Source organism: Winogradskyella psychrotolerans (assembly GCF_018860565.1).
In the GTDB taxonomy this organism is placed as follows: Bacteria; Bacteroidota; Bacteroidia; order Flavobacteriales; family Flavobacteriaceae; genus Winogradskyella; species Winogradskyella damuponensis.
Window position 1 is genome coordinate 141942 of the sequence record NZ_JAHKPS010000001.1, and the last position, 15623, is coordinate 157564.

Here is a 15623-nt window from a genome sequence, read left to right on the forward strand (position 1 = left end):
TTAAAAGTTTAACCTTGCTCTGTGTTTAAAATTTAGATAATGCTATACGAATAATCTAAAATTTTAAAGCGAATTGGCACGTTTTTCTTTTCTTTTTTGATTTTTAACAACTATAGCCGAGATATAAATACTAATCTGATATAATAATAATATAGGAATAGCTACAATAACTTGACTTGCAATATCTGGAGGTGTAATAATTGCAGATAAAACTAAGACTATAACTAATGCGAATTTTCGGTATTTCTTTAAAAACTGCGGAGTTACAAGACCTACTTTTGTTAAAAAGTAAATAATTATAGGTAGCTCAAACACAAAGCCAGAAGCAATAGCAGAAGAACGTACAATGGCAATTACAGAACTTACGTCAAACTCATTAGATATTTGATCACTAATTTGATAATTGGCTAAGAAATTTATAGATAAAGGTGTCACAATATAATAACCAAAGAGTACACCAAGAAAGAATAAAAAGGATGCAATAACTATAAATCCTCTAGAGTTTTTACGCTCACTCGGTTTTAGTCCTGGACTTATAAAACTCCAAAGCTGATAAAGCACATAAGGAAATGAAATTATAAAACCAGCATAGATAGAGGTCCAAATATGTGCTGAAAATTGACCAGCAACAGTTCTGTTTTGAATGATAAAAGGAAATTTATCAGCGCAAAAGGTCGTATCTGTCATACCTAAAAACTGAGACATCTTACAAAGACCTTCATAGGTAGGGAAGTCCATATGTGTTGGCCCAAAAATGATGACATCAAAAATAAACTTTTTAAAAATAAAGGCTAATGTTGCTGCAATTACAATACTAATTGTTGCTCTAACTAAATGCCATCTTAAATCTTCGAGATGATCTAAAAACGACATCTCATCCATTTGTTTTTTTGCCATTATATAATGCCTTCTTTTATTAAATCGTGAAGATGAACCACACCTGAGTACTTGCCATCATGTTCTACCAATAGTTGAGAAATTCCAAACTCTTCCATAACTTCCTTAGCATCAACAGCCATAGCGTCTTCAGAAATGCGTCTTGGATTATTACTCATAATGTTTTTGGCTTTTAAACCCGTAAGATCATCACTTTTACTTAACATACGTCTTAAATCACCATCTGTAATAATACCTACAATTTTATCCTCTTCTACAACAGCAGTAACACCAAGCATTTTCTCTGTGATTTCTACAATTACTGTTTTTAATGAAGCCTCAAGATTAACTTGTGGTTTTTGGTTTTGTGAAGATAAATCGTTTACTCTTAAATAAAGACGTTTGCCAAGTGCACCGCCTGGATGATATTTGGCAAAATCTTTACTTGAAAAGCCTCGTAATTCCAATAAGCAAACCGCTAAAGCATCTCCCATTACCAATTGTGCAGTAGTGCTAGTTGTTGGAGCTAGATTATTAGGACAAGCTTCTTGAGCGACATAAGCATTCAAAATATAATCGGCTTGTTGTCCTAAAAACGAATCTTTATTGCCCGTAATAGCGATCATTTTATTATTTGCATTCTTAATAAGTGGTACCAAAACTTTAATTTCTGGCGTGTTTCCACTTTTAGAAATACAAATAACAACGTCGTCTTCTAGAATTAATCCAAGGTCTCCATGGATGGCATCAGCAGCATGCATAAAAACAGCTGGAGTACCAGTAGAATTTAAGGTTGCAACGATTTTGTTAGCAATGATAGCACTTTTGCCAATTCCTGTAATAATAACACGACCTTTAGACTGGTAAATTAACTCTACTGCATCTGCAAAATCTTCCGTTAGTAAATCTGATAAATTATCAATAGCTTTACTTTCTAATTTTATCGTTGTTTTTGCAGTTTTTAAGATGGATTGTTTAGTGTTCAAAACTTATTTTTTATAGAGTTTTTTAAATATAAAGAATTTGTTATCTTTAAAAGTTGTTGCAAATGTATATAAAATACTAATAAGGATTAATGAGTATTGCAGAAATTGACTTACATACTTCACTAAAAAAACACTTTGGATTTTCAGAATTCAAAGGTCTTCAGGAAGAAGTTATAAAAAACGTCGTAGCAGGTAATAATACTTTTGTTATTATGCCAACAGGAGGCGGAAAATCGTTATGTTATCAGCTACCAGCTTTAATAGCAGAAGGCACAGCTATTGTTGTGTCGCCTCTTATTGCACTGATGAAAAATCAGGTAGATGCTATAAGGGCAGTATCTGAACACGAAGGTGTAGCACATGTTTTAAATTCGTCTTTAAATAAAACAGAAGTAAAACGTGTTAAGGATGATATTACAAATGGCATTACTAAATTGCTATATGTAGCCCCAGAATCATTAACCAAAGAAGAGTATGTTGACTTCCTACGGACCGTTAAAATTTCTTTTATGGCTGTTGATGAAGCGCATTGTATCAGTGAATGGGGACACGATTTTAGGCCAGAATATAGAAATTTAAAAACTATAATTAAACGTATTGGTGACGATATTCCTATCGTTGGTCTTACCGCTACAGCTACAGAAAAAGTTCAGGAAGATATTTTGAAAAGCTTAGGAATGCCTAATGCTGTAACATTTAAAGATTCTTTTAATAGACCCAATCTTTATTATGAGGTACGACCAAAAACTAAAAATGTAGATTCAGATATTATTCGTTTTGTTAAGCAGAATGAAGGAAAATCTGGAATTATTTACTGTTTAAGTCGTAAACGAGTTGAAGAATTAGCACAAGTTCTTCAAGTTAATGGAGTAAAAGCCGTACCATATCACGCTGGTTTAGACGCTAAGACTAGAGTAAAACATCAAGATATGTTCTTAATGGAAGATACAGATGTGGTGGTGGCGACAATTGCTTTTGGAATGGGAATAGACAAACCAGATGTGCGTTTTGTAATTCATCATGATATTCCTAAAAGTATTGAAAGCTATTATCAAGAAACAGGACGAGCAGGACGAGATGGAGGAGAAGGACATTGTTTGGCCTACTACGCTTATAAAGATATAGAGAAACTTGAAAAATTTATGGCTGGGAAGCCTGTTGCAGAACAAGAAATTGGACATGCATTATTACAAGAAGTTGTTGCTTTTGCAGAGACATCTATATCTAGACGTAAATTTATCCTTCATTATTTTGGGGAAGAATTTGATAATGAAACTGGAGAAGGTGGAGATATGGACGATAATGTACGTCATCCTAAAAAACAAGTACAAGCTCAAGATGATGTTCAGGTTTTATTAGATACAGTCAAAAAAACTAACGAAAAATATAAGGCTAAAGATTTAGTTCAAGTGCTTGTTGGAAATTCAAATGCACTTATTTCGTCTCATAAAACAGATCAACAAGCCTTTTTTGGAGTTGGTAAAGCGAAAGATCCGAGGTATTGGATGGCATTAATCAGACAGGTCATCGTTGCACGTTATTTGAAAAAAGACATTGAAACTTATGGTGTGCTAAGATTAAGTGAAAGTGGTTTGGATTTTATAACCAATCCTCAATCTTTTTTAATGGCAGAAGACCATGTTTATGATATAGATTCAAGTGATGGTATTGTTACAAATACTAAAGGAGGTGGTGCCGTTTCAGATGATAAGCTCATGAAAATGCTTAAAGATTTAAGAAAACGGAATGCTAAAAAATTAGGTGTGCCACCTTTTGTGATTTTTCAAGACCCTTCTTTAGAAGATATGGCTTTAAAGTATCCTATTAATATAGAGGAATTATCTAATGTACATGGAGTAGGAGAGAGTAAAGCTAAAAAATATGGGAAAGATTTTGTGAATTTAATAGCAGATTATGTTGAGGAAAACGACATTATGAGGCCTGATGACATGATTGTGAAGTCTACAGGTACAAATTCTGCGATAAAGTTATATATCATTCAAAATGTAGATCGTAAATTGCCACTAAATGACATTGCCTCTTCTAAAGGTATGGAAATGCCAGCTTTTATAAAGGAAATGGAATCTATTGTGTTTTCCGGAACAAAATTAAATATTGATTATTGGATTGATGATATTTTAGACGAAGACCAACAAGAAGAAATCCATGACTATTTTATGGAATCTGAAAGCGATAAAATAGACGATGCAATTGAAGAATTTGATGGAGATTACGATGATGAAGAATTACGTTTATATCGAATTAAGTTTATGAGCGAAGTGGCGAACTAAGTCCTTATAATAATTTGATGCTTACCCTAAGCCGTCTAAAATTATATTTATATATAGTAAAGGCGAGTTGTAAAATAGTATCGAGAACACTATAAAATAATCAACTAGTGTTCTCGATACATCATTTTAAATGTTTGCTAAACTTCAATTTTAATTTTACTCGAAAAAGAGATTATAGTTATTCTTCCTCATCAGAAGCATCAATCACAACATATTTACTAAACAGAAGGTCGTGTTTTTTTACTTTGATTTGAATACTTTTAAGTGTTGCTTCTTCTAGTTTTTTTACATCATGTTCTTCAATCTGAAAATCAATCTTAGTAACATACCTTCCTTTAATATCAGAACTTTCAGACTCAAACTCTGGCATATCAGCCTCTAACTGTAGTTTAAAGTTATCACCAGAAAACACAAGTTGAGCGCCATTTTTAGATTTAACATTTAGCTGACCAACAATAACTGTCTGAAAAAAGAAATAGCCTCCTAATTCGTTCAAACCAGCAAAAAGCACATTGTTTTCAGAAACACCAAAAGGTTTGTTTTCCACATCAGTTATAATAGCTTCAATAGTATCTCTAGGCATAGAATTAGAAGTTTTAGAGCCAAAGAGTTTAGATAGGGAAAATGCCATGTGTTTTGTTTTTTTTCAAAACTAACTTTATTAATTTAAATGTCAAATTTAAATTCTATTCTTTAGTTTCAAAGTGGTGTGTTCGCTATTTAAATTATTGATATTCTGGTTGGTATTTTTTAAAATTTATTTGGTGATGCTATGAGGGAATTTTACAAATCTACAAACCTCCCACTTCAAACTTCCAACTCAGTTCACTATCTTTGCAGTCTTAAACAAAAGAAAACACAATGCAAGACGGTTTATACGCAAAATTTAACACCTCAAAAGGTGTGATATTAGTAAATTTAGAGTTTGAAAAGACTCCAGGAACAGTTGGTAATTTTGTAGCTTTAGCAGAAGGTAATTTAGAAAATTCTGTTAAACCACAAGGGACTCCATATTATGACGGATTAAAATTTCACAGAGTTATTCCTGATTTTATGATTCAAGGGGGGTGTCCGCAAGGTACAGGAACTGGTCATCCAGGTTATAAATTTGACGATGAGTTTCATCCAGATTTAAGACATAGTGGTCCAGGTATTTTAGCTATGGCAAACTCTGGTCCTGGTACCAATGGAAGTCAGTTTTACATTACTCATATTGCAACCGATTGGTTAGATAATAAACATACAGTATTTGGAAATGTAGTAGAAGGGCAAGATGTTGTAGATTCTGTAGCTCAAGGAGACATCATTGAAAGCTTAGAAATAATAAGACAAGGTGAAGCTGCCGAAAAATTTAATGCCATTGAAGCGTTTAGAACATTTGAAGGTTCTAGAGAAAAGCGTATCGCAGCAGAACGTGAAGCTGCAAGAGCAGAGTTAGATAAGTTAGCAGCAGGTTTTGATGAAACAGAATCTGGTTTACGTTACCAAATTATTCAAAAAGGTGAAGGTAAAAAAGCAGAAAAAGGAAATACAGTATCTGTACATTACAAAGGTCAGTTAGCAGATGGGACGGTTTTCGATTCGTCATACAAAAGAAATTCACCTTTAGATTTTCAAGTTGGTGTTGGTCAGGTAATTCCAGGTTGGGATGAAGGTATTTGTCTTTTAAACGTTGGTGATAAGGCACGTTTAGTAATTCCTAGTGATTTAGGATATGGCGCAGCAGGAGCTGGAGGTGTTATTCCTCCAAACGCAACATTGGTTTTTGATGTAGAATTGATGGATGTAAAAGCTTAAGATTTATCTTAATTTAGTAACAAAACAATAAAAGAATCGTCTCACTATTAAGTGAGACTTTTTTTTGCACTTAGATCAATCAAATAAACCGACCATTATGAAGGCTAAAATTTTAATAGCGCTTATTGTAATTATTACATGGAGTTGCACTAATTCTGTAAACTATTCTGAATCTTTTAAAAAGGAAACAGCAGGATATTACTTATATAATCCAGATGAGCTCATAGAGGTGTATTATGAAGGTAATACGCTCTTTTTAAATTGGAAAGAAGGTGAAATTGAACCAGTAGCCTTAGAAGAGAATGAATTTTTTGTTGCAGATATGTATAAGAAATTCCGGTTTGTACAACATCCCGAAACCAAAGCACGCTATTTATCTGTAATTCCTGAAGGTGATGAAGCTAAAATTACTTACGATTATTTAAAGGCACCAAAAGGTTATAAAACACCAAGTATGCATTTAAAAGATGGTAATTATAAAGAAGCACTTGAAGGGTACTTAGGCATTAAGAAAGAAGATTCTACAAGCTCTTATATAAATGAATGGAGTTTTAATAAAATAGGCTATAAGCATATGAGTAACCACGAGTATGATAAAGCTATTGAAACATTAAAAATTAATGCGGCTTTACATCCTAATAGTATTAATGTTTACGATAGTTTGGCAGAAGCTTATTTGCTACAAGGGGATAGTTTACAGGCTTATAATAACTATAAGAAGGTCTTAGATATATCACCGACAAGTAAACGTGCAAAACGGTTTGTAGAGAGCAATGCTAGTAAGTTTCAAAAGTCACTGTAGGTTCTTTGCTTAATAAAACAGTTTAGTTGTTATAAGACAGGGTCTAATCTAGATTAGAAGTTTTGTTTTAAAAAAAAAGTGAACCTTTTTTAAGTTCACTTTTTTAATAATTGTTAGTACAAATAAATTAGGCCGTCTGCATCTCGTGTTTACCTTCATAAATTTCTTCAACGAGTTTTGAAGTAAATGCCGGTAAATCATTAGGATTTCTACTCGTTACTAATCCTTGGTCAACAACGACTGCGCTGTCTTCCCAATGTGCACCTGCGTTAATTATATCTTTTTTAATTGAGGCATATGATGTAACCTTTCTATCTTTTAGGACGTCTGCTTCTGCTAATAGCCAAGGCGCATGACAAATGGCTGCTACCGGTTTATGGTTTTCAAAAAATGATTTGATAAAATTTACAGCATCCTTGTTTTTTCTTAAGGTGTCAGGATTCATTACTCCTCCTGGAAGTACTAAGGCATTATAATTGGATTGAGAAACGTCATCTAATGTTTTGTCAACATTATATGTATTACTCCAATTTCCATCTTGCCAAGCTTTAATTTTTCCAGATTTTTCAGAAACAATATCAACATCAGCACCAGCTTCTTTTAAGGCGTTTAATGGTGCTTTTAATTCACTTTCCTCAAATCCATTAGTTGCTAAAATTGCGACTTTCTTTCTATTTAAATTTTCCATTTGTGATTGTATTTATTTTGTTATTAGTAATTCGATTCAACACTAAGATAATAAATGCTTTAGGCTATAGCGAATTTTAAAAGGGACTTAACGTCAGTTTAATACTAAGTGTTAAATGAAATCCGAATAATGTTAAAGATTAAAAAAAGCGTTAAAAAATTAACAGGCTTTTAATCAATAACTTTGGGTGTTTTTATGGTTTTATAACATTTATTTCAATGACCATCTATCGGTAAAAGTTGATTTTAGTCGTCATTATACATAATATTTTTTAATTTTATATCAACTAAAACAACAACCATATGAAGAAAAAACTACTCAATTTATTTATGATTTTTGGTCTTTTTGGTAGCCTTATGGCACAAGAATACATTACGCCAGATACTGGTATAACTTATACTTTAGACGACCTTGTTACTGCTAGTCCCGCAACAATATCTGTCTCAGGAACCACTTATACCTTAACAGACAATCTTACTATTTCTTCAACAGATACTTTTCTTATAGATACAGATCTCACTTTAGAAATTGGAGCAGATGTAAGAATTACGGTTTATGGAACATTTAATGTAAATGCAGATAATACTACTTTTACGGCAATTGATACAAACTTGCCATATGATGGCTTCCGTTTTGAAGAGTTTTCTAATGTTAATATTCAAAATGCTACCATTCAATATGGTGGAGGCTTACGTGTTTTAACAGAAACCTTTACTATTAATAACTGTACAGTAACTAACAATGTTTCTGGTGTAGCTACTGGTGGTGTTATTGCATTGTCTAGAGGTATGGCTCAGATAACTAATAATACAATTACTTTTAACGAAACTCCTGCTATTAGTTCGGGTGCAAATAGTGCTGTATCTCCTTATATATTTAATAATTATATAGAAGGAAACAACCAAGCTAATGCTAATAGACCACAAATTAATATGGGGACAACTATGGTAAATGAGCCAATTCAAATTATTCAGAATACTATAAAAGGTGACCGTAATTTAACTCAAGCAGGAGGAATAGCAGTTTCTAATTTTGTTGGAGGAGTCATTAACGCGGTGATAGATAACAATATAATAGTAGACAATCGTTATGGTATTGCTATACTTGGAGATAATGCTTCTGGATTTATTAGAAATAATGTTATTGAAGATAATGATATTCAAGGAAACCCTAATATAGGTGGAAGCGGTATTTCATTAAATGCAACTAATGAAGGCATGGATATTATTGCGAGTGGAAATGAGATACGCAGAAATTTATGGGGAATTACACTACAAGGAGAATCAAATATCAATTTAGGTGATGATGCAGACAATGTAGGGGAAAATGTGTTTTCTGAAAATGGTAATGGAGGCGTTACTTATGCCCTATATAACAATACTGATAATACTGTGACGGCATTACATAACTGTTGGGATGAAACCAATGCACCTAATACTCTTGCAGATGCCGAAGCTGTTATTGGACACCAAAACGATAATGCAACTTTGGGCTTAGTTACATTTGATCCTGTAAATTGCGCATTCTTAAGTGTTAATGAACTGACTTTAAATGATATTTCTGTATACCCAAATCCGACGGAAGGTGAACTAAACTTGGATAACAATGCATTATATACACAATTGTATGTGTACAGTATTGATGGAAAATTAATAACACAAAAACCACTTGAATTTGGTAAGAATACGTTATATCTTGATTTAAATTCAGGGATTTATATGTTACAATTACATGGTAAAAACGCTAAGGCAATTAAAAAACTTGTAGTAAAATAATTACTATACTCTATTAAATAGAGCTGCCTTAAAAGTGAATTTTTAGGGCAGCTTTTTTATTTTAGAGATTGCTTATACTAAAAGTGTTGTTATCATTATTTAGTCATATATTCTGATAATTTCACCATTTCCTTTCCCTTTTACACTTCTCACATATCCGTTTATAACTTTGTTCATTGGTATTGGGTTATGTCCTGGAAAAGCATCTTTATATTTTTCGTAAGCGTCTTCAACCATTCCTGAAGACACCACATTAACTCTAATTCCGTTTTCAATTTCGAGTGCTACAGCTTTTACAAAACTGTGAATAGCTCCATTTACCATTGCGGCACTTGTTGTTTGTACAACGGGATCATCTGCTAAAATACCTGTTGATAAGGTTATTGAACCATTTTGATTTAAATAGTCTTTTCCAATACGAACAAGGTTCACTTGTCCCATAAGTTTACTTTTTAATCCTATATAATAATCTTCTTCAGTAAGATTATTAAAATCATCCCATTTTGCCTCTCCGGCAATACATATTATAGCATCTAATTTTCCTATTTTATCAAACATAGATTTGATAGACTTGCTGTTGGAAATATCTACAGTTACATCTGCATTTGAGCGACTAGCTATTACTATTTCGTTATCTTTTTTTAAATGGGATACAACTGTTTTTCCTATTGTTCCATGACCTCCGATGATTACTATTTTCATATGTTTTGTTTTAAGTTATACATTGATTTTTATCACATTATATTTTCTTCTTTCTTGTTTTATAAATTGTTAAGGTTGCAATAAACTTCAAAGTAAGTTGGTTACAAATGGAGAAATTGCATTATAGTAGTAACCGTTTATTGCAATTAGATTTCCGCCGAGTAAGTATGTTCTATATATTTTGTTATATCGCTATATGTCGATGTGTTGAATTAATTTTTTTTAACTTATAAAGTTAATATATGCTTTAATTGTCTCTTCATTCCTTTTTAGATATGACCATTTTCCGTGTCTAGTTGACATTAAAATTCCGCATTTTTCCATATTAGTTAAATAGGTTGAAATGGTAGATTGAGAAAGTCCGGCTTTCTCTTTAATATAAGTTACACAAACCCCATCGTTAAAATGCTTTAATGTTTCGTGTGGCGGAAAATGCTTTTCGGGATCTTTTAACCATTCCATGATTTGTACTCTTGTTTGGTTAGATAGACATTTTCCTATTTCAGTGGCTGTTTTTAAATTCATACTACAAACATATCTATAAATATCGATATGACATAGTGATTTAATAAAATTTTATAAAGTTTAGCTTGTTTACTTCTCGTTAGGACAATTTTGCCTATATGCAGTTGATTACAAGTTTTTTATTAACTTATTTTTTATCCGCTAAAACTGAGCTTAACTGCTTACCAAAGACCGCAGCTATACCTGCAGCCAATCCTCCAATAAGTCCTGTAACCAAAATTAAAGCATAAGGATTGCCATCTAATGGTAGAAGCACAGCAATACGTTTGGCTAAGGTAAAGTCGTTACCACTACTGAGAATAAAACTATACACAGCCCAAAATAAAAGAATGGCTATGAATGGAATAAAAAATACGGCTACTTTCTTCAGTGGAATAAATAGAGCTGTAGCAAAAGCAGCAACCATTACAGACCACCAAGGCAGAAACAATGAGAGAACAAATGCGATTATAATAGTAACTATAAAATTGATGATATTTTTGCTCATTAGTTGCTTGGTATTAAGGTTTGTGTGCCAATGATGGCATCCGTTACTTTGTCGCTTTGTAAAAAATTAAGGCTATAATAGTTACCAGCTGCCCAATCGTCTATAAAATTATCGTAATATTTACTTCCGGGGTTCCCAGATTGTCCACCAGGATATATACCTAAGGCAGTAGGAGGTGAGGTCATTTCTACAATCATTCTCCAAGACGGTCCCCAATTTTCAGATGTAGCGTTAACAATGTTTTTTCCTCCGCCAATAGGAATATCAAACCTGGAAAATGCAGGTAAAGCTTGTAGTAAATGGCCTGCATAAGTGCCTTTGTAATTCGTCCAATTAAGATCGCCATTTTCAGTTTTCCAATCGTTAAGCTTTTTAACGGCTTTTCTAAAGCTTATTAGAAACAAATCTTTGGCTGTTTCCTTTTCAGGTGTGTCTAAAATATCCATAAAGGCATCATCGCCTTTAGTTTTTAATAAGTAAATGGTTTGATAGGTAAATGGCGTCGTTATAGCTGTGTCTTCTATATCAAATTCATCCCAAACCATATTGTAAAGGATACTCCACCAAGCTTTCCAGATGCTTGGACCAATTTTTTCCATGTCATTATTATATTGCCACGCTTTGGCGATGCTGTAAATTTCTTTTTCCTCTTCGGTTAGGTTAGAAACATCCATAGTTTCTAACATATATGGCATGAGTTCTGAAGCTTTAAGATTGTAATTGTTATTATGCAAATCTTTAAAATCTTGAACGCTAAACTGTTCTTTGGATCTAAAAAAATCATTTATCACACGATTTCTGTAGGTTTCATAGCCATCATTAAACACAAAATAGGGATAGGCCTCATCAACTGGAGTTTGGTTTGCAGAACTCACAAAACCACGTTCTGGGTTTTTGGTGTGAGCATTAAATTCTTGCGGAATAAAACTCTGCCAATCGTTTTCAGATTTACTGCCATCCATAATAAATTTTCCTTGGCCTTCCCATTTATTCGGTAGTTTTCCCTGTACCCAAATCGCAATATCTCCCTCTGTTGATGCAAAAACAAAGTTTTGAGCAGGTGCTGTATAGCTGCTTATAGCTTTTACATAATCTTTGTAATTTTTAGATTTATTGAGCTCTAAAAACGTTTTTTGATTATTGCCTCCAATATGTCCAATCCACTTCATGGCATATCCTTTTTTGGCGTTATCAGATTTAAAATTATCATCGTAAAACACAGGACCATGATGTGTATAACGGATAGTATCTTTATAATTTTCTTTTCCTTTTATTTTAATATCTTCTATTCTATAAGTAACATCTTTCCAGTGGTCATCAAACTTATATTTTGTACCGTCTTCGTTAAATTCAATTTTATACCAGTCAATAACATCTCGTGTAGCATTAGTTTCTCCCCAAGATATATATTGGTTAAAGCCAGATATAACGCCTAAGGCTCCTGGTAATGTTGCTCCAAAAGTATTATGAGTTGGTGTGCTTAATTGCATAACAAACCAAATAGAGGGTAAATTGAGTCCTAAATGTGGATCGTTTGCTAAGATTGGGTTTCCGGTTGTTGATTTGCTGCCAGATACTGCCCAGTTATTACTACCATAGTTTGGGTCTGGTTTGTCAATTACTGTAGCAATAGAATCTAATACAGGCTCGCTATTTGGCATTGGTGTTTGCGGTACATCTATATAGCTCCAATCATTATCTTTTGGAATTATAGGATCTGTAACATCAAAGAAATCTGGAAACAACAAATCAAAACGTTCTTTTCCAAACAAGCGTAAGGCATTCGTGTATTCTATATCTTCATCGCCACCAGCCAACATCTTGGTCATGTACATTAAAAGCAAAGCTGTTTTTTTAGGTGTCCAAGCTTCGGGTTTATAGTCGAGTAATTTATATTCAACAGGGATTTTGTCAGTTTCTAATTGATTAATATAGCTGTTTATACCCGCTGTATAGGCATCTATGTATGCTTTTGTTTCTTCATCTTCATTCATTTTTAAAAGTGATTGCTCTGCTCCATAGCCCATGCCACGTCTGCGTTCTTGCCTGTCGTAGCTTAATGCAGACTCACCAATAATTTCAGATAAACGACCTGCTGCGGCATAGGTTTGAAATTCCATTTGCCATAATCTGTGTTTTGCTGTAATATAACCTTGTGCTCTGTATAAGTCGGTTTCGTTTTGAGCAAATACATGTGGAATTAATTCAGCATCATAATGAACCGTGACTTTATCTTTTAATTCAGGAATAGAAATGTTTCCAGAAATTGATTCATCGGTTTCATTTTGCCAAACACCAGAATAAGGATTTAGAAATTTGCCTATTGGAGGAATAGAGCCAAATTTGGTATTGAGCGCATAAAAAATGCCTATCGTTAAAACGAAAGATAATAGGAGTTTGAATATTTTCATGAAGTTGAATTATAGACGAATTTAAAAATAGTAATTATTATGGTAATTTTAAAATACGAATCGTATTAAATTATTTTCGAAGCGTTAGCTCTAAAAAAGGATAGTGATTTTGTATTAGGGATTTACACAAAGGGTCCTATACTTAACGGAAGGTTTACAGAGATGAAAAAGGAATTTTTAAATTGAAGAACAGATTAGCTAATTGCTGATATTATAGGCTAAAAAAATTAGCGAAGTACCAATTTTTTAACCACTTCCTTTCTAAGCGATTCATTAAGCATTTTTATTATCTTTTCTGTTCCATAGCTTAATTCTTCACGAAGTACACTAGAGCTGAGTTGTACATAAAGTATATCGTGTTTTAATTCTATTGCTGTTGTATAATTATTAACGCCATTTCCCATCAGATTTGTCCATGCCTCACGTACATCTACTTTGTCTAAACCAGATTGTAAATTGTTGGTTTGTACAAATTCTTTTAGAATGTCTTGTATAGGTTGGTTTTCGTTTTTTCGTCTTGCCATAACTATTTTCTCTTTAACTATTTATCAATCTTGTTATTTTACCTTTAATATGAACCTTTGTGTGAATGACAAAAATTAAATTTAATACATCTATCACTCTAAATCTAATTCTATTGAAGAATAACGTTCATAAAGATATATATTCTCACTATCATTAATAATACGAAGTTGATTTTCTGTAGCTTCTAAAACCGTTTCTTTCCAATTAGCATAGGGTGTAGAGTAGTAGATGTTTATTTTGTTATTTTCAATTTTTAATTGAATAGCTTCAGCATCACCAGAAGTGAAATAAGTGTTGTTAATACCCGGTTTTAATTTTTTTCTAAAACCTTTTAAATCGTCATTTATATTAATATAATCTACTGTTTCATTGAATTTGTATGCTTTTTTGCTGCCATCAGACATTGTAACTTCTTTAATTTCCCAATAGCCTTCAATATATTGGATGTCGTTTTCAGGATTTTTGGAGCAGCTAAAAATGCTTAACATTATGAGTGTTAATAATACCGGTTTGAAGTTAGAAAGGTAATTCATTCTTTTATTGTCTTTTAATAGAATTTATAGGTGTTTTGCATTTGCTAAAGTGCTCAAAAAAGTGTGCTCTAGAATGCCATCAACATGTTTTATAATTTAAAAATTTTGTAAGACTGATGTGTTTGTTTTATGACATCTTCTGTACGTTCTGCATGTGTATCGCTAATAAAAATCTGTCCAAAATGAGCATCGTCTACCAGCTTAATAATTTGAGCTACTCGGTTTTCATCTAGCTTATCAAAAATATCATCTAATAATAGAATAGGAGACACACCACTTTGTTGTTTTATAAAATCGAATTGTGCCAACTTTAAAGCAATTAAAAATGATTTTTGTTGCCCTTGGCTTCCAAATTTTTTAATAGGAAAATTGTCTATTAAAAAGATTAAGTCATCTTTATGTGTACCAACACTAGTGTATTGCAATGCTTTATCTTTATTAATGGTTTTGTTTAAAAGTTCGTTTAATTCAATATCAAACAAATCACTTTTATAAGTTAAGTCAATAGTTTCTTTACTCTGACTAATTGCTTCATAGCGTGCTTTAAAAATTGGGATAAACGTCTTTAAAAAAGCCGCTCTCTTTTTAAATATTTCACTGCCATAGGTGTGGAGTTGTTCATTATATATGGCAAGTGTATCTTTATTAAAGGTGTTATTTAATGCAAAATACTTTAGTAGTGCGTTACGTTGCGTTAATACTTTATTGTAATTAATAAGTTCCGTTAAATAGCTTTTATCGCTTTGTGAAATAACACTATCAATGAATTTACGTCGCGTATCACTACCTTCAATGATTAAGTCACGATCTGCAGGAGAAATAATAACCAAAGGAATAAAGCCAATGTGTTCGCTAAATTTTTCATAAACTTTAGCATTGCGTTTAATGACTTTTTTTTGTCCTCGTTTTAAGGATACGATAATTTTTTCAGTACGTTCGTTTTTAGTGAAATGTCCATCAACTACAAAAAACTCTGCATTGTGATTTATATTTTGAGTTGCAATAGGATTAAAGTAACTTTTACCAAAAGCAAGATGATATATGGCGTCTAAGGCATTTGTTTTTCCGATACCATTAGCTCCAACAAAACAGTTGATTTTGGCGTCGAAATCGAAAACCTGACTTTCAAAATTTTTATAATTAACTAAAGATAGCGTGTTTAGATTCATGAAAAGATAACGTTATGCCTAATTTTACTGATGTAATAGGGCATTTTCAATATGTA

The 15623-nt window shown here is 32.5% G+C and carries 15 protein-coding genes; 4 read left to right on the forward strand and 11 right to left on the reverse strand.

From position 1 onward, the window contains the following. Nucleotides 1-63: 63 nt before the first annotated feature. Together tatC and KO504_RS00660 are read right to left on the reverse strand one after the other, a co-directional pair. A complete protein-coding gene (gene tatC / locus KO504_RS00655; protein ID WP_215924329.1) occupies nt 64-897 on the reverse strand; it encodes a twin-arginine translocase subunit TatC in 834 nt (277 codons plus the stop codon). Next, complete coding sequence (locus KO504_RS00660; RefSeq protein WP_215924331.1) at nt 897-1862, reverse strand: KpsF/GutQ family sugar-phosphate isomerase; 966 nt, start codon at nt 1860-1862, stop codon at nt 897-899. Before KO504_RS00660 ends, tatC begins: the two co-directional genes overlap by 1 nt. Nucleotides 1863-1951: 89 nt before the next feature. On the opposite strand from KO504_RS00660, the gene recQ reads away from it, so the two are divergent. Continuing rightward, nucleotides 1952-4153: a DNA helicase RecQ gene (gene recQ / locus KO504_RS00665; protein WP_215924333.1), complete on the forward strand. Its 2202-nt coding sequence runs from the start codon at nt 1952-1954 to the stop codon at nt 4151-4153. Between the two features lie 178 nt (nt 4154-4331). Here the strand turns inward: recQ and KO504_RS00670 are convergent, their stop codons facing one another. Next, nucleotides 4332-4784, reverse strand: a complete 453-nt coding sequence (locus KO504_RS00670; protein WP_215924335.1) for a hypothetical protein — start codon at nt 4782-4784, stop codon at nt 4332-4334. A gap of 230 nt (nt 4785-5014) precedes the next feature. Here KO504_RS00670 and KO504_RS00675 point away from each other — a divergent pair, with 230 nt between their 5' ends. Further along, entirely contained in the window at nt 5015-5950 is a 936-nt protein-coding gene (locus KO504_RS00675) for a peptidylprolyl isomerase (protein WP_215924337.1), read from the forward strand. Nucleotides 5951-6047: 97 nt separating this feature from the next. Then, complete coding sequence (locus tag KO504_RS00680; protein ID WP_215924339.1) at nt 6048-6752, forward strand: tetratricopeptide repeat protein; 705 nt, start codon at nt 6048-6050, stop codon at nt 6750-6752. Nucleotides 6753-6879: 127 nt separating this feature from the next. Here the strand turns inward: KO504_RS00680 and KO504_RS00685 are convergent, their stop codons facing one another. Then, nucleotides 6880-7440 carry a type 1 glutamine amidotransferase domain-containing protein gene (locus KO504_RS00685; protein ID WP_215924341.1) on the reverse strand — a complete coding sequence of 187 codons (561 nt, stop codon included), beginning with the start codon at nt 7438-7440 and terminating at the stop codon, nt 6880-6882. 302 nt (nt 7441-7742) lie between these two features. Here KO504_RS00685 and KO504_RS00690 point away from each other — a divergent pair, with 302 nt between their 5' ends. Further along, the gene (locus KO504_RS00690) at nt 7743-9215 is read left to right on the forward strand and encodes a T9SS type A sorting domain-containing protein (RefSeq protein ID WP_215924343.1); all 1473 of its coding nucleotides are present in this window, start codon (nt 7743-7745) and stop codon (nt 9213-9215) included. A 99-nt stretch (nt 9216-9314) separates the two neighbouring features. On the opposite strand, the gene KO504_RS00695 is transcribed toward KO504_RS00690, so the two are convergent. The 7 genes from KO504_RS00695 to recF form a co-directional block, all read right to left on the reverse strand. Beyond that, complete coding sequence (locus KO504_RS00695) at nt 9315-9917, reverse strand: short chain dehydrogenase (RefSeq protein ID WP_215924345.1); 603 nt, start codon at nt 9915-9917, stop codon at nt 9315-9317. Nucleotides 9918-10139: 222 nt separating this feature from the next. After that, on the reverse strand, nt 10140-10442 hold the full coding sequence (locus tag KO504_RS00700) for an ArsR/SmtB family transcription factor (protein ID WP_215924347.1): 303 nt from the start codon (nt 10440-10442) through the stop codon (nt 10140-10142). A 127-nt stretch (nt 10443-10569) separates the two neighbouring features. Further along, nucleotides 10570-10929 (reverse strand): hypothetical protein, encoded by a 360-nt coding sequence (locus KO504_RS00705; protein WP_215924349.1) that lies wholly within the window; start codon nt 10927-10929, stop codon nt 10570-10572. Further along, nucleotides 10929-13340, reverse strand: a complete 2412-nt coding sequence (locus KO504_RS00710) for a penicillin acylase family protein (protein WP_215924351.1) — start codon at nt 13338-13340, stop codon at nt 10929-10931. The genes KO504_RS00705 and KO504_RS00710 overlap by 1 nt, the downstream gene beginning before the upstream one ends. Nucleotides 13341-13567: 227 nt before the next feature. Beyond that, on the reverse strand, nt 13568-13864 hold the full coding sequence (locus KO504_RS00715; protein ID WP_215924353.1) for a DUF721 domain-containing protein: 297 nt from the start codon (nt 13862-13864) through the stop codon (nt 13568-13570). A gap of 93 nt (nt 13865-13957) precedes the next feature. Next, nucleotides 13958-14353, reverse strand: a complete 396-nt coding sequence (locus KO504_RS00720) for a lipocalin family protein (RefSeq protein ID WP_252723585.1) — start codon at nt 14351-14353, stop codon at nt 13958-13960. Between the two features lie 134 nt (nt 14354-14487). Beyond that, the gene (gene recF / locus KO504_RS00725) at nt 14488-15567 is read right to left on the reverse strand and encodes a DNA replication/repair protein RecF (RefSeq protein ID WP_215924357.1); all 1080 of its coding nucleotides are present in this window, start codon (nt 15565-15567) and stop codon (nt 14488-14490) included. Between the last annotated feature and the right edge of the window lie 56 nt (nt 15568-15623).

Excerpts from the sequence above, each read along its gene's own strand:
- KO504_RS00700 (WP_215924347.1), bottom strand. The coding sequence starts at position 10,442 with ATGAATTTAAAAACAGCCACTGAAATAGGAAAATGTCTATCTAACCAA.
- tatC (WP_215924329.1), bottom strand. The coding sequence starts at position 897 with ATGGCAAAAAAACAAATGGATGAGATGTCGTTTTTAGATCATCTCGAA.
- KO504_RS00695 (WP_215924345.1), bottom strand. The coding sequence starts at position 9,917 with ATGAAAATAGTAATCATCGGAGGTCATGGAACAATAGGAAAAACAGTT.
- KO504_RS00710 (WP_215924351.1), bottom strand. The coding sequence starts at position 13,340 with ATGAAAATATTCAAACTCCTATTATCTTTCGTTTTAACGATAGGCATT.
- KO504_RS00715 (WP_215924353.1), bottom strand. The coding sequence starts at position 13,864 with ATGGCAAGACGAAAAAACGAAAACCAACCTATACAAGACATTCTAAAA.
- KO504_RS00690 (WP_215924343.1), top strand. The coding sequence starts at position 7,743 with ATGAAGAAAAAACTACTCAATTTATTTATGATTTTTGGTCTTTTTGGT.
- recQ (WP_215924333.1), top strand. The coding sequence starts at position 1,952 with ATGAGTATTGCAGAAATTGACTTACATACTTCACTAAAAAAACACTTT.
- KO504_RS00670 (WP_215924335.1), bottom strand. The coding sequence starts at position 4,784 with ATGGCATTTTCCCTATCTAAACTCTTTGGCTCTAAAACTTCTAATTCT.
- KO504_RS00720 (WP_252723585.1), bottom strand. The coding sequence starts at position 14,353 with ATGTTAAGCATTTTTAGCTGCTCCAAAAATCCTGAAAACGACATCCAA.
- KO504_RS00685 (WP_215924341.1), bottom strand. The coding sequence starts at position 7,440 with ATGGAAAATTTAAATAGAAAGAAAGTCGCAATTTTAGCAACTAATGGA.
- KO504_RS00680 (WP_215924339.1), top strand. The coding sequence starts at position 6,048 with ATGAAGGCTAAAATTTTAATAGCGCTTATTGTAATTATTACATGGAGT.
- KO504_RS00675 (WP_215924337.1), top strand. The coding sequence starts at position 5,015 with ATGCAAGACGGTTTATACGCAAAATTTAACACCTCAAAAGGTGTGATA.
- KO504_RS00705 (WP_215924349.1), bottom strand. The coding sequence starts at position 10,929 with ATGAGCAAAAATATCATCAATTTTATAGTTACTATTATAATCGCATTT.
- recF (WP_215924357.1), bottom strand. The coding sequence starts at position 15,567 with ATGAATCTAAACACGCTATCTTTAGTTAATTATAAAAATTTTGAAAGT.